17 protein-coding genes are annotated in these 20565 nt (G+C 38.9%); 12 read left to right on the top strand and 5 right to left on the bottom strand.

Translation table 11 applies throughout. From position 1 onward, the window contains the following. Positions 1-207: 207 nt before the first annotated feature. On the bottom strand, positions 208-1611 hold the full coding sequence (locus E0E32_RS13645) for an IS4 family transposase (RefSeq protein ID WP_286171925.1): 1404 nt from the start codon (positions 1609-1611) through the stop codon (positions 208-210). A 606-nt stretch (positions 1612-2217) separates the two neighbouring features. Between E0E32_RS13645 and E0E32_RS13640 the strand changes: the two genes are divergently transcribed. From E0E32_RS13640 to E0E32_RS13630, 3 genes are all read left to right on the top strand, one after another. Further along, positions 2218-3072 carry an aldo/keto reductase gene (locus E0E32_RS13640; RefSeq protein WP_066193624.1) on the top strand — a complete coding sequence of 285 codons (855 nt, stop codon included), beginning with the start codon at positions 2218-2220 and terminating at the stop codon, positions 3070-3072. 298 nt (positions 3073-3370) lie between these two features. After that, entirely contained in the window at positions 3371-4075 is a 705-nt protein-coding gene (locus tag E0E32_RS13635; protein ID WP_066193622.1) for a cytochrome c biogenesis CcdA family protein, read from the top strand. Between the two features lie 34 nt (positions 4076-4109). Next, the gene (locus tag E0E32_RS13630) at positions 4110-4538 is read left to right on the top strand and encodes a Na(+)/H(+) antiporter subunit B (RefSeq protein WP_066193618.1); all 429 of its coding nucleotides are present in this window, start codon (positions 4110-4112) and stop codon (positions 4536-4538) included. Between the two features lie 30 nt (positions 4539-4568). Here E0E32_RS13630 and E0E32_RS13625 read toward each other — a convergent pair whose 3' ends face one another. Further along, positions 4569-5030, bottom strand: coding sequence for a DUF2621 family protein (locus tag E0E32_RS13625; protein WP_066193616.1), 462 nt, complete (start codon positions 5028-5030; stop codon positions 4569-4571). Positions 5031-5281: 251 nt separating this feature from the next. Between E0E32_RS13625 and E0E32_RS13620 the strand changes: the two genes are divergently transcribed. The 8 genes from E0E32_RS13620 to E0E32_RS13585 all read left to right on the top strand — a co-directional run bounded on the left by E0E32_RS13620 (position 5282) and on the right by E0E32_RS13585 (position 17515). Further along, positions 5282-6385, top strand: a complete 1104-nt coding sequence (locus E0E32_RS13620) for an ATP-binding protein (RefSeq protein ID WP_286171923.1) — start codon at positions 5282-5284, stop codon at positions 6383-6385. Between the two features lie 174 nt (positions 6386-6559). Further along, positions 6560-9262: an aconitate hydratase AcnA gene (gene acnA, locus E0E32_RS13615; protein WP_130859980.1), complete on the top strand. Its 2703-nt coding sequence runs from the start codon at positions 6560-6562 to the stop codon at positions 9260-9262. Between the two features lie 172 nt (positions 9263-9434). Then, complete coding sequence (locus E0E32_RS13610; protein ID WP_130859033.1) at positions 9435-10718, top strand: IS110 family RNA-guided transposase; 1284 nt, start codon at positions 9435-9437, stop codon at positions 10716-10718. A 1518-nt stretch (positions 10719-12236) separates the two neighbouring features. After that, positions 12237-13631, top strand: coding sequence for an IS4 family transposase (locus E0E32_RS13605; protein ID WP_130859979.1), 1395 nt, complete (start codon positions 12237-12239; stop codon positions 13629-13631). Positions 13632-13888: 257 nt separating this feature from the next. Then, the gene (locus tag E0E32_RS13600) at positions 13889-14497 is read left to right on the top strand and encodes a TlpA family protein disulfide reductase (protein ID WP_130859978.1); all 609 of its coding nucleotides are present in this window, start codon (positions 13889-13891) and stop codon (positions 14495-14497) included. 17 nt (positions 14498-14514) lie between these two features. Then, positions 14515-16788 carry an AAA family ATPase gene (locus E0E32_RS13595; protein WP_130859977.1) on the top strand — a complete coding sequence of 758 codons (2274 nt, stop codon included), beginning with the start codon at positions 14515-14517 and terminating at the stop codon, positions 16786-16788. Next, entirely contained in the window at positions 16788-17216 is a 429-nt protein-coding gene (locus E0E32_RS13590; protein WP_130859976.1) for an acyl-CoA thioesterase, read from the top strand. Before E0E32_RS13595 ends, E0E32_RS13590 begins: the two co-directional genes overlap by 1 nt. Further along, positions 17216-17515 carry a hypothetical protein gene (locus tag E0E32_RS13585; RefSeq protein WP_130859975.1) on the top strand — a complete coding sequence of 100 codons (300 nt, stop codon included), beginning with the start codon at positions 17216-17218 and terminating at the stop codon, positions 17513-17515. The genes E0E32_RS13590 and E0E32_RS13585 overlap by 1 nt, the downstream gene beginning before the upstream one ends. 286 nt (positions 17516-17801) lie before the next feature. Here E0E32_RS13585 and yidD read toward each other — a convergent pair whose 3' ends face one another. The 3 genes from yidD to plsY form a co-directional block, all read right to left on the bottom strand. Beyond that, positions 17802-18032, bottom strand: coding sequence for a membrane protein insertion efficiency factor YidD (yidD, locus tag E0E32_RS13580; protein WP_078060135.1), 231 nt, complete (start codon positions 18030-18032; stop codon positions 17802-17804). An 11-nt stretch (positions 18033-18043) separates the two neighbouring features. Continuing rightward, positions 18044-18967, bottom strand: a complete 924-nt coding sequence (folE2, locus tag E0E32_RS13575; protein ID WP_066193605.1) for a GTP cyclohydrolase FolE2 — start codon at positions 18965-18967, stop codon at positions 18044-18046. Between the two features lie 395 nt (positions 18968-19362). Then, a complete protein-coding gene (plsY, locus tag E0E32_RS13570; protein ID WP_066193603.1) occupies positions 19363-19944 on the bottom strand; it encodes a glycerol-3-phosphate 1-O-acyltransferase PlsY in 582 nt (193 codons plus the stop codon). Positions 19945-20120: 176 nt separating this feature from the next. Here plsY and E0E32_RS13565 point away from each other — a divergent pair, with 176 nt between their 5' ends. Continuing rightward, positions 20121-20534 carry a CoA-binding protein gene (locus E0E32_RS13565; protein ID WP_130860206.1) on the top strand — a complete coding sequence of 138 codons (414 nt, stop codon included), beginning with the start codon at positions 20121-20123 and terminating at the stop codon, positions 20532-20534. Positions 20535-20565: the final 31 nt, after the last annotated feature.

Here is a 20565-nt window from a genome sequence, read left to right as displayed (position 1 = left end):
TACAGCCGATAAAAAATTACGTGGTTAATTTTCTAAAAAGTCACTTTCCTGTATAAAAAATTAAACAGGAGAGTGGCTTTTTTATTGTAAGAAAAGAAGCCTATGACGTCAAACTAATTGGCATACAGATAAGTTTTGTACTCAAGTTTCGGACAAGACAAATAAGCTTCAATACTTGGTACTAAAGGGATAATATAGTTTTTATTATCAGGCTACATCAGTATGAAGCAGCGATTTCCGCAAATAATCAGGTAATTTGCGGAAGAACCGATTAAAAAACTCGTTGATTTGTTCATCAGTTAGTAGATATTCTTCTACCATTGTTGAACCGATTAATTCTAGGATAGTCATCAATGCTTGTGCAAATCGGATATCTTCTATCTCATCACAACACACATAGAAAAGTTGACCAATTGTTCTATGGTCTTCTTCTTCCCGTACGCTAAGTGACAACATCATGTAACGCAGGAAAACAATTGTAGTGTGTGCAGTCATGGAATCATAGCTACGGCATTGAAATTCCTTTGCCAGTCGCAAATTGGATTTGACCACCCTGAAAAAGCACTCGATCTCCCAGCGCTTGCCATAAATACGGATAGCATCTTCTTCCGTGTGTTCGAGGTTGGTTGTTAAAAGCGCAAGCCATTGTTTGGAACGATTTCTATCACGAACAAATACAATGCGTGCTTGAATTTCATTCCCATTTTTATCGTCATGGCGAAGTCCAACTACAATGTTCGCAAGGATCTTAGCACGTCCACGCTTTTTACGAACTTTCTTGTAAAGCTGGTTCAATGTGTAAGATTCACCTTCATAGGTGTAGTGAATTTTAGGTGAACGTTTGATCATACAAACAACATCTAGCGAATAGTTTTTTATGATTTTCGATATGATAGCTGGATATGCGAACCAACTGTCAAAAAGAACCGTTTTCGCACCTAGCTTATTTGGGTTAATGGAATCGAGAAGATCAAACATCGTCTCTGTACTTTTTTTCGTTGCCTCTTGGCGTCTTTTATAACCGACTGTTCGCTTGTCTATATTTGAATCGACGTCTTGAAAACGATTTTTCTCATTTTTTGAACTTAAAAGCGAAAAAGCAAGTGGCATAAAAGAAGCTCCGTCTGACCAGCCAAGCGTGAGCATACGAAATCCCTTAAAGTATCTTCCGGTTGTATGGTCTTTCACTCTGGCAAGCAGTTCGACCGCTTTACTGCGATTGCGGCTGAACAAAGAATCATCAAATATGAGAACTCGGTCACGATCCTCGGAAGTTAAAGGGAGCAAGAATTTCATAACAAGATTAGAGCCAACATTGGAAAGGAATTTACGCCAGTTATAAGTTGGGTTTTTCAAGAACTCATACACCGTATCCTTTTCAAAATCCTTTGAAACACGTTCTGATTCAAGCGCCCTGGAAAAACTCATTCCATGAAGTACAAGTGCGAAAATAAATTGCATAATAAGACGTGGGGAAAATCCTTTTTCCTTGTGAACATGGGCCTGATTAAGAAAAGTTCCAATCTTAGCTTGAGTAAAAAACTGCAGCATACGGGAATTTGATTTTTCATTTTCATTAGAATTTGGTAAAATAGTAGACACGGAAAACATCCTTTCTTTGGTTGGTGTGGTGCCTATATTTTACCAAAGAATAGGGTGTTTTTTGTATTTTAATGATAATTATTTCATTCCAAGACTAAGTGCAACAAGGAGTCAGGTCATTTTTTAAACTCCGAAACTTGAGTTTTGTATGATATTAAATAGCAGATTTATCAATTCCATGTCGTAAAGTTGATGGTTTGTCTATATTAGGAAGTGCTCTAGAAATAAGTTCCACTACTGCAAGGTAAGGCTCTAACCTACTAAAGGTTATCTTATCTCCGTCTAACTATAACGTCTTGGTATATTTAAATTACACTAGGAACGAAAGGGGATTAAATAATGAGTATCAAAAGATGTTTGGCTATTGCAGAAGACGTATTTTAACGTGAAATAGCACAAGATCTTGGTTCATTAGGTGGGAACGTTTTAAGTGGGAACTTAGATGGGGCGATACTAATGGATAACTCGCCTATCTAACCGCAATCCTCAATGGATCATTTGGTCCACTGATGATACAATGTATGCAAATGAGCATAATCTCAATGATGAAATCAGCATTTGCATAACTGTTGACTGATTTTTTTATATTATACTGCAGCTAGGAGGAGAAAACAGATGAAAAAAGTAAAAATAGCTGATAGAGAAGTATTCCCAATAGGTTTAGGCACTTTGAACATGGGAGACAAACCAAATAAACGAGAACAAGAAGTGAAAGCCATACAAACTGGAATAGATAACGGCGTGCAGGTTATTGACACAGCTGAAATGTATGGAAACGGGAATTCCGAGCAATTGGTAGCACAAGCTATCCAACCATATCTTCAACAGCGGGATGATTTGTTTCTGATTTCCAAGGTACTGCCTTCCAACGCTTCTAAGCAGCAATTGCCAATTAGTCTTGATCATAGTTTAAAAAGGTTGAAGGTGGATTATTTGGATCTATATTTACTTCATTGGCAGGGTAACATCCCGCTTCAAGAGACTGTAGAGGCGTTAGAAAAAGCCAAAAACCAAGGCAAAATCAAAGCATGGGGTGTTTCTAATTTGGATACAGCCGATATGGAACAAATATGGACCTTTCCAGAAGGGGGGAATTGTGCTGCCAACCAGGTACGTTATAATTTGGCAGATCGAGGGATTGAATATGATTTAGTACCGTTCATGAGTAAACAGAGAATACCGGTGATTGCTTATGCACCGGTTGATCGTCATGATAGCTCCGGTACAAGATTGACCGAGCAACGTGTTTTAAAAGAAATAGCTAAAAAGCATCAAGCAGATATTTTTCAAATTTTATTAGCCTGGACTATCCGCAATGGAGAAACCATCGCTATACCGCAATCCAGCAACCCTACTCACGTGTTCCATAATGTCAAGGCAGCGGACATCCAATTAACAGCACAAGATCTTAAACAAATAGATACCGTCTTTCCCGAACCTAACAAGAAGCAACCGCTTGCATTATGGTGAATATGAACGTTGATATTAGTAAAGCACAGAAAAAAGTTTCGCGGCTATAAATAAGGCTGTCGAATTATTTTGACGGGCTTTACTTGCTCGAGGTGATAGGGGACCCTTTGTACGAAAAAAGGTCAGACTAACCACTTAAGGAAAAATATCATGCCCATGATTGTTCCAAAAGAGAAGATGACAAAAACGTAACAAAATGGTCAGATTAGAATACTTGCTTATTTTTTCTATCGGTCTTATGATAGGGTATAGTAATGATATATAACGATACCTTATCGTTTGTTTGAGGTGACGAATTTTGACAGAAGTCAATCTATTTATTGCATTTGGGGCAGGGTTTCTATCCTTTATTTCACCATGTGTACTTCCGCTTTATCCAGCTTTTTTGTCCTATATTACGGGTATGAGTGTCAGTGATATTAAAGAAGACAACGCCATGTTCAATTATAAAAGTATTCTACATACGTTGTTTTTCCTGTTGGGATTTTCTAGCATTTTTGTTTTGCTAGGGTTTGGTACCAGCTTTTTAGGTGGTTTTCTTAATCAATATGATACTTTAATTAGACAAGTTGGAGCAATTATCATTATCTTTTTTGGGCTCGTCATCATTGGGGCGCTTAAATTCGATTTTCTGATGAAAGAGAAAAAGATTCGTTTTAAGAATAAACCAGCGGGTTTCCTCGGCACGTTTCTAGTGGGAATGGCTTTTTCTTTGGGCTGGACACCATGTACAGGTCCCATCCTTTTGGCGGTAATGTCCTTGGCAGCAACTAATACGGAAATGGGTATTATATTGATGACCTCCTATTCTCTAGGTTTTTCAATTCCGTTCTTTATTTTGGCATTTTTTATTGGTAAAATGAAATGGATAAAGCGTAATGCTCCAAGATTAGTGAAGATAGGCGGTTATGTGATGATCTTTATGGGGTTCTTTCTGTTTTTCGACTGGATGACAGATTTAACCTCCTATTTAGCCACATTCTTTAATTTCCGAGGGTTTTAGACAAAAGAAATATTTGTGTTAGGGGGAGTTTTATTTGGTGGAAAAGAATAACTTAATCTTAAAAACAGCCACTGTCTTTATTGCCTTCATTCAATTCGGCTTTGCTATTTATTTGTTTTTTGCCGGACATAATGCGCCAGGCGGAGGTTTTGTCGGCGGACTGATGACAGCGGCAGCTATCGTATTAATGTATATGGCATATGGAGAAGCAATTATAAATAAAGTACTGCCAATTAATTACCAAACATTGATTGTCATTGGCTTACTAATTGCTATCGGCACAGGTGTGGGATCGTTTGCATTTGGAGAGCCTTTTTTAAGTCAAACCTTTGATTATTTTCACTTTCCTATTTTTGGTGAGATGGAATTAGCAACGGCACTATTCTTTGATTTAGGTGTTTATTTAACCGTTATTGGTGTCACCATGACGATTGTGTTAACTATATCACAGGACAGAGCATAAAAATATAATACGCAGCGAGGACACGACATATTATTTCCGTGTTTTTGCTGCGTATTTTTTGTTCTTATAGTCATCAGGGGAGTATTGAAAATAGTGCTCATAGGATGCAAGATCAATCTCTTTTTCCTGCAATTTTTTTCTTAAGAATTTATGGTCACGTTTTGGAGTGGCCATAATGTACCCTTGAATTAAGGTATCCTGTGTAACGTACGATTCCTTTTTGCGCAAGGTTAGTTCACCGATCTTGCCGGCAATTTTCTCTCGAGCTACGTCACGGAACAATTCAGGGACGGGGCTGACTAACTCTTCTAGAAGGTTTTTTTCTTTGTCCTGCCATAAGTGCTTTGTTTCTTGGATATAATAATTTTCCCAATCCAAATCAGATTTCCCGTCTTGTTTAGGTAACCTTTTTAGAAATTTACGGAACATAAAGAAACCGCCTATCGACATTAAACCTAGCAGTATGAAGGTCCATATCACGATAAATAACATAAATGTAAAACTCAATTCGATCACCTGCCTTCGATATTTTTTTAAAAAAAACGAGCATGTTAGCGGTTTTTTTGCTAACTATTGGAAATGATTATTTTATTTTTTCTGAAAGTATAGTAATATAACAATGAATCTTAAATTCAGTCATTAAAATCCATATTTCTCATACAATATATCAAGTCGTTGATATTATAGCATGTTTGCGCACTTCAAGAAAATAATTTACTTAGCTGGAATTGGAGGGGAAGTGTTTGCTTTATGATGGAGATCGAATCACAGAGATAAGTACTGGTAGAGTTACAGACAGTGAATTTTCATTAGTAACAATTCCGAAACAAATGAGACAGCAGATCGAAAGACATGGGTTTGATATTATATGTATAAGTGATCATTTAGGGAAGATCGAATATGTCTCAGAGTCTGTCCAAAGGGTGTTGGGCTTTGCAAAACAAGAGGTAATGGGAAGGTCCATATTCCGATACCTCATGCATGAAGACAAGCTGTTTTTACTAAGGAACTTCGATATCGATAGGTCACTTGAGCATGGGGAGAAATCCTTTCTTCATCTCCGCAATCATTTGGGCAGATATATGATTTTTGAGGCAATGCTTTATGCTTTCTATTGGAATGGAGAGCGAAAGGTCATGTCGTTATTAAAAGACACAACCGATCAAAATCAGGCCGAGGAAGTGTTGATTCGATCAGAAAAGATGTCGATTACGGGTCAATTGGCCGCAGGGATAGCACATGAAATCAGAAATCCACTTACTTCTTTGAAAGGATTTATGCAATTATTACAAAGTGGCATTTCGAACAAAGAAGAATATTACACCATCATGATGGATGAAATTGATAAAATTATTGCAATAACTTCCGAATTGTTATTTTTATCAAAACCCATGACCAATGACAGGAATCAGGAGAGTATTAATAAAATGCTCCGAGACGTAATCACCCTACTATATACAGAAGCCAATCTATATAATATTGATATTGTCTTGGAGACAGATGAAGATGTACTTGTTACTTGTGACTGTTCACAGATGAAACAAGTGTTTATTAATTTAATCAAAAATGCGATCGAAGAAATGGAAGAAGGTGGATTGATCCATATTGTCATTAATCGAAAGGAAAGTGGTTGTGTCATTTCCATTCAGGATCAAGGGCCTGGTATTCCTGCGCATTTGATCGATAAACTCAAGGAGCCGTTTTTTACGACAAAAAAGAATGGAACCGGACTTGGGCTTATGATTTGTAATCAAATTATCACGAATCATCAAGGGAAGCTGGAAATTGATTCGGAGGTCGGGAATGGTAGTACGTTCCATATTCATTTGCCGTTTGAAGTTCATTAGATGGCTATCATTTTTATTTATATATAGATTAATTTCGACTTTTTGCGGTGAATCAATTTACTTATAAACCGATTTCAGATAAAATAATAGGGGTATGGGCTATATGATAATATAGTAGTGTAGGAGAATGAGAGTTTTTCACTCCAATTTTTTGTCAAGGGGGTAATTGACTGAATGAGTAATCAAAATTCATTTCAAACAAAAAAGCAATTTGAATTGAACGGAAAAACGTATAACTATTATCAATTAAAAGCTTTAGAAGAAGCAGGTGTCGGTAACATTGACCGTTTACCTTTTTCCATTCGTGTGTTATTGGAATCATTAATTCGACAACAGGATGGACGTGTCATACAAGATGGACATATCAAAAGTTTAGCTAACTGGGGAAAAGAGAAAGGGGAGGATGTGCCATTCAAACCATCTCGCGTTATTTTGCAGGATTTCACTGGTGTTCCAGCAGTAGTTGACTTGGCTTCTTTACGTAAAGCGATGGTCGATATGGGTGGCTCACCTGACAGTATTAACCCAGAAGTACCCGTCGATCTAGTTATTGACCACTCTGTACAAGTGGATGAGTATGGTACAACGAATGCATTACAAGCAAACATGGAACTTGAATTTGAACGAAACGCCGAGCGTTACGAATTCTTAAATTGGGCACAGAAAGCATTTGATAACTACCGCGCGGTACCACCAGCAACTGGTATTGTGCACCAAGTCAATCTAGAATATATTGCTAATGTGGTACATGCCATAGAGAACCAAGATGGCGAGATTGATACATTTCCTGACACCTTAGTGGGAACGGATTCCCATACTACCATGATCAATGGTCTAGGTGTTCTTGGCTGGGGTGTTGGTGGTATTGAAGCAGAAGCAGGTATGCTTGGACAACCTTCTTATTTTCCTGCTCCAGAAGTAATTGGTGTTAAATTCACAGGAAGTTTTCCAAATGGAACTACGGCAACAGACTTAGCCCTTAAGGTTACCCAAGTGCTTCGTGAAAAGAAAGTAGTAGGCAAGTTTGTAGAATTCTTTGGACCGGGGCTTCAAGATATGCCGCTTGCTGACCGTGCAACTATTTCTAACATGGCGCCGGAATATGGTGCAACATGTGGTTTCTTCCCCGTAGATCGAGAGGCATTAAACTATCTTCGTCTTACCGGCCGAAGTGAAGAGCAAATTGATTTAGTGGAGAAATATTGTAAAGAAAACAGCTTATGGTATTCTCCTGATCAGCCAGATGCCGATTTCACCGAATTAGTAGAAATTAATTTATCCGAATTAGAACCTAACCTTTCTGGACCAAAACGTCCACAAGACTTAATTCCCTTATCCGCGATGCAGAATTCATTTAATCAAGCAATCACTGCTCCGGCTGGCAATCAAGGTTTTGGATTAGATAAGGATGAATTTGATAAAGTGGTAGAAATTGATCATCCAAACGGAAAAAAATCAGTGATGAAAACCGGTGCTGTAGCTATTGCTGCTATTACTTCTTGTACGAATACATCCAACCCATATGTGATGCTAGGGGCTGGTTTACTAGCGAAGAAGGCAGTGGAGAAAGGATTGTCTGTGCCTGATTATGTCAAAACATCTTTGGCACCAGGTTCTAAAGTAGTAACAGGGTATTTAGAAGACGCTGGGCTTACGCCTTATCTAGATCAATTAGGCTTTAACCTTGTAGGCTATGGATGTACGACATGTATCGGTAACTCTGGTCCGTTACGTGAAGAAATCGAAAAAGGAATTGCCGACAATGATCTGACGGTTGCTTCTGTATTGTCTGGTAACCGTAACTTTGAAGGTCGTATCCATCCGCTTGTTAAAGCGAACTACTTGGCTTCTCCGCCGTTAGTCGTTGCCTACGCACTAGCTGGGACGGTGGATATCGACTTGAAAAATGATCCGATTGGTCAAGATCAAGAGGGTAATGACGTATTTTTTGATGATATTTGGCCTTCAATGGAAGAAGTTCGTCAAGAGGTGGCACAAGTAGTAACACCTGAAATCTTCCGCAGAGAGTACGAGAATGTATTTAACTCTAATGAAAAATGGAATCAAATTGAAACAACGGACGAGCCATTGTATACTTGGAATGAAGACTCCACTTATATTCAAAACCCGCCGTTCTTTGAAAACCTTGCTAAGGAACCAGGTAAGGTAGAAACACTTTCTAATATGCGTGTTGTTGGTAAATTTGGTGATTCCGTCACAACAGACCATATCTCACCAGCAGGTGCGATTGCCAAAGATATGCCAGCAGGACAATATTTACAAGCAAAGGATGTATCTCCACGTTATTTTAACTCTTACGGTTCTCGTCGTGGAAATCATGAGGTTATGATGCGCGGTACATTCGCTAATATTCGTATTAAAAACCAATTAGCACCTGGGACAGAAGGTGGTTTTACTACCTATTGGCCAACGGGTGACGTGATGCCGATTTATGATGCAGCGATGAAATATCAACAAGATAATACAGGTCTTGTCGTATTAGCAGGTAACGATTATGGTATGGGAAGCTCGCGTGACTGGGCTGCTAAAGGGACCAATCTACTTGGAATCAAAACGGTTATTGCACAAAGTTTTGAGCGAATTCACCGTTCTAACCTTGTTATGATGGGCGTGCTGCCATTGCAATTCCAAGATGGAGACAGTCCTGATTCTCTTGGGTTGACAGGTAAAGAGACATTTGAGGTGCAAGTGGATGAAACAGTTCAACCACGTGATCTTGTAAAAGTGATTGCTACCGATGAAGACGGAAAAACCACAGAATTTAAAGTGATTGCTCGTTTTGATAGTGATGTGGAAGTAGATTATTATCGACATGGTGGAATCCTGCAAATGGTATTACGAAATAAACTAGCATAAACAATGGAAAGAGACTGGGATCCCCGGTCTCTTTTTTTGTGCAAAGGTAAGAAAGCATTCCTGTAATAAAGCAAAATGAGGATTGAACCAAAAAAGCCCCCTTGGTATGATACGAGGTGTCCACAGCTGATCAGCAAAAATGGACCCTTAAATAAAACCAAGGAGGACTATCATGAATTATAAACAAAATGAAAAGATATTACAACTCACGGATGAAACTCTAATTGTAGGGGTAGACATTGCCAAAGAAAGGCATGTTGCCCGTGCCCAAGACTTTCGAGGGATTCAGTTCGGAAAAGCATTGTACTTTGACAATAGTTTGGAAGGTTTTCAGCACTTTATGTGTTGGATGAATGAATTAGCCTTGGAAAACAATAAACATCATAGAATGATAGGTATGGAACCTACTGGGCATTATTGGCTGCCATTAGCTTATTGGCTAATGGAGAAACACCAAAAAGTCGTTGTCGTTAATCCAGCCCATGTGAAAAAGTCAAAAGAGCTAGATGACAACTCACCGACGAAGAATGATGTGAAAGATGCTAGGGTTATTTCACGCTTAATCCAAGATGGCCGCTATTCTGAACCGCACTTACCAGAAGGAATCTATGCAGAACTTCGAGAAGGTATGAATATGTACGATCAATTAATGAAGGACCTTCAAGCAGTACAAGGCCGCGTTCATCAATGGATCGACAGGTACTTCCCGGAATATACAGCAGTCTTTGCGAAATGGGAAGGACAATCATCGATACAAGTATTAAAAATGGGTTTGTTTCCGGATGAAATCGTGGAAACAGATGAAATGACAATACTTTCAGAAATCCGTAAAGAGGTCAAAAGAGGAGTTGGATTGAAAAAGGTCCGACAATTAAAAGAAACTGCGCGTCATTCTATAGGTCTTCAGGAAGGTAGAACCATGGCGAGGATGAAAATCATCACACTGATGGATCAATATACTCTCCTTCATGAAAAAATGAATGAAGTGTGGAAAATGATAGAAGAATTAATGGGCACCATTCCAGGTGTAAAGGAAATGACGGATATTAAAGGGATAGGAGATATTACGATAGCTGCCTTCTTAGCAGAAGTAGGAGATTTAAACAAGTATGTTCATCCAGAACAGATCATTAAGTTAGCAGGGTTGAACTTAAAACTGGAAACGTCAGGAAAATGGAAAGGAAAAACGGTCATTACCAAGAGGGGGCGCCCTAAACTACGTGCCCTACTTTTTAAAGTCATTTTGCCCTTAGTCAATCATAACCCTGCATTTAAAGCATTACATGAGTATTTTACAACAAGAAAAGAAAATCCATTAAAGAAAAAGCAATCCTTAATTGCCTTGTGTTGTAAGTTGATTCGAGTGTTGTTTACTGTAGGTAAGAAGCAAGTAGCATTTAGTCCAGAAAGGATGTTACGTGATATTCCGCATTTTCGTTTACAAGATGCAGCTTAATTAGACGAACGGTTTTACTCTGTTTTAACGAGAGCCATTTTTAGAATGTTGATTTTAGTTGGTTTTACAATAACATCTGAAGCACGGAGCAGTCGGCAAATTTTTATACAATCGGGCAATGACCCTGTAGGAAAGCATCGCCGGCCCCCACTTCATGGATAGACCGAACGAAGGAATGTGTGCGCAATGACGCTGTGAGATGTGGGAGGGTTTGTCACCATGAGTATTGTGGGATTTATTGTGCGATCATAACACCATATATTACCATTTTTTTCAAAAGAAAAGGATGGCTTATTAAGTACACCCTTTTCCTCAAAAACTGCATGAATTGTTTGGTTATAGCTAGTAAAGATGTTCATAATCCATTCAAATAAAAATGAAATTCTAAGAAAAACAAAGAAAACAAGAGAAAACGTTAGTATATAGAGGGAGTATAGAATTCTGAGTATGATAGGAGGTGGACCGATTTTGATCTTGAACGAATGGTGGTACCGATAAGATAGATGATGTTAAGTAAAAGGCTATTCCAAGTGATCATGTTGAACGTTTTTATGTGCTAGGAAATGCTTCGGAAATAGGTTCCGCTGGGTAGTAGCACTACAATCGAATGACTGTTAGGATGAAGTGTTCCAGACACTATATTTCTGCCAATAAGAAAACCGCATAACCTTTTTCTGAGAACGGCTTGATCCTATGTTATGACTTTTATATTTGTACCATGATCCATTACGCAGCCGAAGAATCCGTTGACGATTTTTCCCTTTTGCTACACAGTATCTAGGTACCTAGAACGCTTTCTCCTTGCAGTGATAACTATTGTTGTACTTCAATCTAGCGGAGGAAATAGGTGTAGACTGGAAAATGGTTTACAGGCTAAAATCGCAACGTCCTGGGACTGCGATTACTCGCCCCACCGAAGCCCATTTGTTGCAACGCCTGCACTTGCACGTCCTGTGCATCGCAGGACGATCTGAAGATCCACTTGTAAAAGTGCTCTTCTTTTGCAAATTAGCTGAAGCCAGCCCCACGGTATAGGAAACACGGCGAGAGTGTTCTTTACTCGAGTCGCTTGTTGACTTATGCCCTGTGGGTAAAAGCGCAGCATATTCCCGGAGCGCTCGCCTAGCATAAAAAAACGGGCAAACTCACCACTAAAGAAAAGCAAACTACTTTACATAATCTATCTTATCGGCAGTTCAGTGGCTACTTTTAGTTATTCGTAAAGGACCGGGCGAATTTTTTCCGATTTTTCTTAAAAGAAGAAAGTATTATTCTTGATATTATAGGAGTGGAACGATTTTGATTTTAAATGAATTGACAGTCAGTAGCTCTTTTTGATTAGCAATAAAGGACTCATCTGTATTTTATTGTAATAACTCAAGTTTCGGAGTTTAAAAAATGACCTGACTCCTTGTTGCACTTAGTCTTGGAATGAAATAATTATCATTAAAATACAAAAAACACCCTATTCTTTGGTAAAATATAGGCACCACACCAACCAAAGAAAGGATGTTTTCCGTGTCTACTATTTTACCAAATTCTAATGAAAATGAAAAATCAAATTCCCGTATGCTGCAGTTTTTTACTCAAGCTAAGATTGGAACTTTTCTTAATCAGGCCCATGTTCACAAGGAAAAAGGATTTTCCCCACGTCTTATTATGCAATTTATTTTCGCACTTGTACTTCATGGAATGAGTTTTTCCAGGGCGCTTGAATCAGAACGTGTTTCAAAGGATTTTGAAAAGGATACGGTGTATGAGTTCTTGAAAAACCCAACTTATAACTGGCGTAAATTCCTTTCCAATGTTGGCTCTAATCTTGTTATGAAATTCTTGCTCCCTTTAACTTCCGAGGATCGTGACCGAGTTCTCATATTTGATGATTCTTTGTTCAGCCGCAATCGCAGTAAAGCGGTCGAACTGCTTGCCAGAGTGAAAGACCATACAACCGGAAGATACTTTAAGGGATTTCGTATGCTCACGCTTGGCTGGTCAGACGGAGCTTCTTTTATGCCACTTGCTTTTTCGCTTTTAAGTTCAAAAAATGAGAAAAATCGTTTTCAAGACGTCGATTCAAATATAGACAAGCGAACAGTCGGTTATAAAAGACGCCAAGAGGCAACGAAAAAAAGTACAGAGACGATGTTTGATCTTCTCGATTCCATTAACCCAAATAAGCTAGGTGCGAAAACGGTTCTTTTTGACAGTTGGTTCGCATATCCAGCTATCATATCGAAAATCATAAAAAACTATTCGCTAGATGTTGTTTGTATGATCAAACGTTCACCTAAAATTCACTACACCTATGAAGGTGAATCTTACACATTGAACCAGCTTTACAAGAAAGTTCGTAAAAAGCGTGGACGTGCTAAGATCCTTGCGAACATTGTAGTTGGACTTCGCCATGACGATAAAAATGGGAATGAAATTCAAGCACGCATTGTATTTGTTCGTGATAGAAATCGTTCCAAACAATGGCTTGCGCTTTTAACAACCAACCTCGAACACACGGAAGAAGATGCTATCCGTATTTATGGCAAGCGCTGGGAGATCGAGTGCTTTTTCAGGGTGGTCAAATCCAATTTGCGACTGGCAAAGGAATTTCAATGCCGTAGCTATGATTCCATGACTGCACACACTACAATTGTTTTCCTGCGTTACATGATGTTGTCACTTAGCGTACGGGAAGAAGAAGACCATAGAACAATTGGTCAACTTTTCTATGTGTGTTGTGATGAGATAGAAGATATCCGATTTGCACAAGCATTGATGACTATCCTAGAATTAATCGGTTCAACAATGGTAGAAGAATATCTACTAACTGATGAACAAATCAACGAGTTTTTTAATCGGTTCTTCCGCAAATTACCTGATTATTTGCGGAAATCGCTGCTTCATACTGATGTAGCCTGATAATAAAAACTATATTATCCCTTTAGTACCAAGTATTGAAGCTTATTTGTCTTGTCCGAAACTTGAGTAATAAGTTAAAAAGATGACAGAAGGTAATACGAGTGTGGTTGAATATGTCCGCGTGTTTGGCTACAAACTTTTTTATTTACTATAACATTATTATGTAAACTAATGAAATGGATTGTTAGACGCTTGTCCTGAAATTCGTTATAATAAGGTTTAATGTAATCATTTTCTAATGTAGTAGGTGAAGCAGCATGTGGAGAAATATCCTTTCCGTTGGTATTCTTGTGAGTTTAATCGTTGTCGTGTTAGTGATGAATGCCAATGATTTATTTAACCTAGAAGAGCAAGACCCAAATATTGTAGATGTGACAGGGGATACCTCTGCCGAAGGAGTGACGATTACGGCTCCTAATGTATCGCAATTGCAAGAAGGGGGGCCGGCACCTGCCTTTTCTTTAGAGACCTTATCAGGAGATCAGTTAGAGGCGTTTGATCAGGAACAAGACTTTATTTTTTTAAACTTCTGGGCGACATGGTGTCCGCCTTGTGTGGATGAGATGCCAGATCTCCAGAAATTTCAAGACAACCATCAAGATAAGATACAAGTCCTTGCTGTTAACGTAACCGATGTCGAACGCTCTCGGAATAAAGTAGATAACTTTGTTCATGATCTTGACTTAGAATACCCGATTTTATTAGATGAGGAAAATGAGATATACGATCTCTATTCGATCATCAACATGCCTACTTCATTTATCATTCGTACCGAGGACCAGCAGATCATGAAACGAATAAATGGACCGTTGACCTATGAACAAATGGAAGAAGAATTAATGAGCTTAACAGAGGATAAGCGTTAAATAGGAGGGGGATGTTTATGACATTACAAAGATGGGAACAAATCAAAGCGAAGATCTTCCAATGGAACTCGCTGGACGACATTCCACCTTTCACAGAAATTGAGATTTTGCGAATATTGGATACATTAGAGCAAGAATCCATTGAAGCGGACAAGGACAGCCTGGCCATATTATACAGCATGTTGATTTTTTATCGATTAAAGCGAAATGTTACGGATGATCATTTGCAAAAACAGATAGAGGGATGGAAGCAGGAAACCGAGCAGCCGATCATTAAAGAGATGCAGTCACTTCATCATTATTTGTCGGTTTACAATGAATTTGTAGCGATTGATTGGCTGCAATACCAGCTTCGCGAAACCGATTTTGACCCGGTTAAATTAAGAAAATCAAAGGGTTTGTTGAAGGAAATAGGGCAGATCGAGCCGCTAAAAATGGAGCAAACAGCAAGCAATTCAAAAATTGGCAAGGCCTATCATCAGTTATTTAACCAGATAGAACAAATCGAAGACATCGCAGAGGGCATGGTGTACGCACTGGAACAGCGGAAATCAACTAAAGATATTCAGCCATACAATGAAGCAGTGGAGCAGCTTCGGTATTTCATCACCTTGTTTTATGATGCCTTACCAGAGGTAATGAAGGAAGAAGTGTCAGCAGATCCGTTAGAAGAATTAAATCAAATGGTTGGGTTAGAGGACGTCAAACAGTATATTAATCAGTACTATCATTATTTGAAATATCAACAGCAACGGAAAGAGGCAGGTTTTCAAATGAATGATGAGCAGGGACTCCACATGGTGATCACTGGGAACCCTGGAACTGGTAAGACGACGATTGCCAGACTGCTGGCGACTATTTATCATCGTTTAGGTATTTTAAAAACGGATCAGGTGGTAGAAGTAAACCGATCACAGCTGGTTGGTTCTTTTATGGGCCAGAGTGAGGAGAATACCCTTAATTATGTCAAAAAGGCGTTAGGAGGGGTTTTATTTATTGATGAGGCCTACAACCTGAAACGCGAAGATCAACCGGGAAATGACTATGGTCAAGCCGTCATTGATACATTAGTATCCAGTATGACAAGTTATGAATATGCAGAGCAATTTGTCGTGATTCTTGCGGGATATCCGGAAGAAATGGAGCATTTCCTATGGGCTAATCAAGGTCTGCGTAGTCGTTTTCCAGAGGGGAACCTAATTAAACTGCCAGATTTTAATGACGAAGAGCTATTGCAAATTGGAGAAGATACCGCCCTGCAGAACGATTATTTTTTCACAGAAAAAGCGAGAAATCGTTTTCTTTCATTAATTGAGAAAGCAAGGGTGGATGACTCTTTTGGTAATGCACGGACGGTTAAGGATTTAGTACTTCAAGTTATTTTTCATATTGGAGCAAATCATCATATGACATTTGATGGTGACTGGATCAAGCATATGCGGATTACCGAAGGGGATATCACCGATTTGGATGATCAACAGGATACTTCTGTGCCAATGAACACCTTGGAACAATTAATCGGCCTGCGACAAGTCAAGGAAGAAGTCAAAAAATTATCTTCCTTTGTCCGAGTACAACAGAAACGGAAGTCTTTAGATTTGCCATCCGTTCCGATTCAATTGCATTCGGTGTTTTCAGGTAATCCAGGCACTGGGAAGACGACGGTCGCCAAGCTATTTGCACAAATTTTAAAACAATGTGGTCTTTTAAAGCGAGGTCATTTAGTAATTGCCTCTAGAAGCGATCTTGTTGCAGGTTATGTCGGACAAACGGCTGGCAAGACCAAGAATAAGATCAGACAAGCCTTAGGCGGTGTATTGTTTATTGATGAGGCTTATTCCTTATACCGTGGGGAAAGGGACTTCGGTAAAGAAGCCATTGATACGCTGGTGGATGAAATGACGAAACATAATGAGAACCTTGTGGTCATTTTAGCCGGATATAAAGATGAAATGGAACAATTCATTGCGAGTAACCCCGGTTTGGAATCTCGTTTTAAGAAGTATTTTCATTTTCAAGATTATACGGAGGGTGAGCTGTTAGAAATGGTTCGTTACCATGTCACCTCCTACCAATACCAATTAGATGAAGAGGTACTCCCTTTTTTAAGGGAATGCTTTTCTGATCGCGTGATAGCAGGGAATGGCAGGTTCATTGTCAACCTTATTAATGAGGCGATTCAATACCAGGCCCTAAGAATGGATATGGATATAGAAGATCGTAAGCAATTACAATGTTTAACCAAAAAAGATTTTGAGCTAGCGTGGCAGTCAATTAGGAGGACGAAGTAATGAGAAAGGTTACAACACCAATTCAAGTCAGATATCAAGAAACAGATCAGATGGGAGTCGTTTATCATGCCAATTATTTAATTTGGTTTGAGATTGGCAGGACAGCATTTGTGGAATCACTAGGCTTTCGGTATCATGAAATGGAAGCAGAAGGAGTGGTTTCACCTGTAATAGATGCTGATATTCAATTCAAGCATCCTATTCGTTATGGAGAAGCAGCAACGGTAGAAACATGGCTTGAATCCTACAATGGTGTACGCACAACATATGGTTATCAGGTTTTGGATCAAGCAGGACAGCCCGCTGTAACAGGAACTACTCAGCATGTGATTGTAAGGAAAACGAATTTCAGACCACTTTCGTTAAAAAAACATTTTCCACAATGGGATCAAGCCTACCAACGTGCTCTGCATGGAGAAGCGCAATAATGGCCTTTGGTATTGACCGTCCGACGCTTAAACAGTGGAAACAGGATGTACAGCAAGGCAAAATCTCTTTTTTAACCCATTATTGGTTGGATGATCGCTTTCCTGACTGTAGAACGGTAACCAAAGTAGGATGTAGTGATTATGATAAGTTGGTCGCATGGGGGCAACGTTATGGTTTACAAGAACAATGGATCCATTTAGACCCGCAATTTCCGCATTTTGATTTGTTTGGCGGTATACAGAAAGATATTTTACAGAAGGAGAACCAATGGCAGCAAATCGAACAATTTCGTTTGTGATGGCGAGATCTGTCGGAAGTAAACGTTGCTTACAAGGAAAGAATGATTTGCTGTATGGGGAACACGGTGAGAGCATTCCTTACTCACATTGATTGCTGCATTTACGACCAGTAAGATAACCTGGTCCTTTACCGCTCAATCAAAGCAAGTACGAAATCGCCGATAAGACGGATTATGTAAAATAGTCCATCTTATCGTTGCTCCGGTAAGTGCAAGATCAACATCGTTCCAAATCCTATGATTCTAAGGAGTATATTCTTTTCTAACAAAAAAACCGAATGCCTTTTTATCTGACATCGGTCTTTTTTTCGGGTACGGGATCAAAGCCACCGGGATGGAACGGATGACATTTGATAACCCTTTTAATGGTTAAATAAATTGCCTTCCATACAGGAAAACGCCGAAAGCATTCCAGGCTATAATTAGAACAGCTAGGATGAAATCGACAAGTAGGTGGAAAAAGCGGACTGATAAAACGTTGATAGAAACGGATAATACCAATAAATATTCTTCTCACCTTGTTTCACCTCAAGTATGCAGCGATTTGTCATAAGTAATGGTTGCTATGGCATCATGCAAATGAATCGATTCTTCATTTTGACAGTGGACCGTGAATTTCTCCACAAAGGGCATTTCATACAAATCAGCTGCCACTAATCGGACAATATCCTCTACAAAGCGTGGATTCTCATAAGCTTGTTCAGTGACCATTTTCTCATCCGGGCGCTTCAATATCGGATGGATCCGAGCACTGGCATTGCTTTCTGCGGCTTCTAAGAGGAGATACTTCCAATCCTTGTCTTTTTCATCAAAATCAGGATTTAATGTGACCTCCATACTTACAATACCACGTTGGTTGTGTGCGCTGTATTCACTGATTTCCTTCGAACAAGGGCATAAAGTCGTAATCGTTCCTTTCAAGGAGGCTGTAATATGATAGCCAGTATCTTGATCATAAACGACCGTCAATGCAGCCTCGGCATGATTATAACCAGCTATATCAGATGATGGCCCTTTTCTTTCAAAAAACCAAGGAAAGGAAACCGTGATTTGTGTATCCTTTTGTTCCAAACGAGTCGCCATTTCTTTGCTGAACTGCTTCAAGGTTGCTATCGACAGGTTAAATGCCCCATCCTTGCTGTATAGCTGCATTAACTCGGTAAAACGACTCATGTTGGTGCCCTTATGATCCTTTTCAATCGAGGATGTTAACTTAAATGTCCCGATCGTTGTTTGGGTCTCAGGCAGCAATTGGCTTGTGACCTGAATTGGGTGCTTGACGTTTGCGATCCCTACCTGATTTATTGGAAATAAAAAATCCTTTTTTGTATTTTGAAGATCTTTCATTTTAGCTTTTTCTGTTGGTTTCGTCTTTTCACCAGGTGCAACAGACCCAAACAATTTATGACGTTCTTGTTTACTAGGTAATTGTTTGGCAGGAAACTCTTCCATTGATTTGACCCCTTTCTTCTTCTTCACTATTTCAAAGTATACCCAATCTGTCGGAAATATTCAATGTATTAACCTTATTCCAATCCATTTAGATGGAAAGGATCATCTTACTGGTTCCTATTGTACTATTTGTTATAATAGATATAAAGTAGGGTGCATGGAATTGGTTTGTATTTCTCTGTTTACGTTTCTTTCATATTGGAAATAACGAGAGGAAGTAAGATCGTACAGTTTGATTTATCCTAAATGGCATTCTAAATTTTGTTGCTGGTTGGCTCATGTCTGTGGTTGAAGGCGGATTGATTACCTCGTCATAACTTCAAGAGGTATTTCATGTGTTCTTGATTATTCAAAAAAAGAAAAGGAGAGCACGATTGCATGCCTCCTTTTTCCTATTACATCCAGGTAATCTTCGGTTCTGTTTTATCGATAATCCTTCGAATATTTGCCTTATGACGATAAATCACGACAGCGGTTAACAGGGAAGTAACAACCATCAGTCCAATATCTTGTTGTACAAGTGTGACAATAATTGTAATGATTCCAGTTAACATAGAAGATAAAGAGACATATTTTGTTACATATAAAATAACCAAAAAACTTGCGATCATAATGACAAATACTAAAGGATTCACACCTAGAATTACACCTGCTGAGGTTGCCACTGCTTTTCCACCCTTGAATCTGGCGAATAGAGGAAACATATGCCCAATTACTGCGAAAACACCAATTGCCAAAGGATAGACGTCGGCGTGGAATAAAATAGGCAGAGTAGCTGCTAGTGTTCCTTTTAAAATGTCAACCACTATTACGATAATCCCTGCTTTAAGGCCTAACACACGAAAGGTATTGGTGGCACCTAAATTTCCACTCCCATGTTCTCTAATGTCTTTTTGGTAGCCGACTTTACCGATAATTAATCCCGTAGGTATCGATCCAAGCAGGTAAGCAAGCAGAATAAAAATAATATATTCCATCATCAAACCCCTTAATTCATGTTATCATTGCTATGGTTTCTTTATTTTAGCATGTATTGTGAGAAATGAATACTCTAGCTGGCTATTTTTTTCTGAATCTTATGTACGAGAAAAAATGTTTACTTGCTTTATACGCTATTTATATGATTTAATCAATAAAAATGAGGTGTGCTATGATGGAGAAGGAAAACGAGCAACAATTAATGACCAACATGCTAACAGAAACAGAGGTAATTGCGGTGGTCGGACTTTCCGATAAGCCGCAGCGAACATCTTATCAAATTGCCAAAGCTATGCAACAGGCCGGGTATCGAATCATTCCGGTAAATCCACATATCGATGAGGTCCTGGGTGAAAAAGCGTACGATAGCTTACCAGAAATTGAGGAACCTTTTGATATGGTTAATGTTTTTCGCAGGTCGATCTTTTTACCTACTTTAGCAGAGGATATCATCCAAACAAATGCAAGGTTTGTTTGGATGCAGCAAGGAGTGCAAGATAAACAAGTGTATCAATATTTAACGGAGCATGGTAAACAAGTGATCATGAATCAATGTATCAAAGTAGCACATAGCGTATTAATGAAATAACGTATGTGGAAGTGGTATGGGAAAGAGAGGG

The organism is Gracilibacillus phocaeensis (assembly GCF_900626275.1).
GTDB classification, from domain to species: domain Bacteria; phylum Bacillota; class Bacilli; order Bacillales; family Amphibacillaceae; genus Gracilibacillus; species Gracilibacillus timonensis.
The sequence above is the reverse complement of the archived record's forward strand: the minus strand, read 5'-3'. Positions and strand labels throughout refer to the sequence as shown.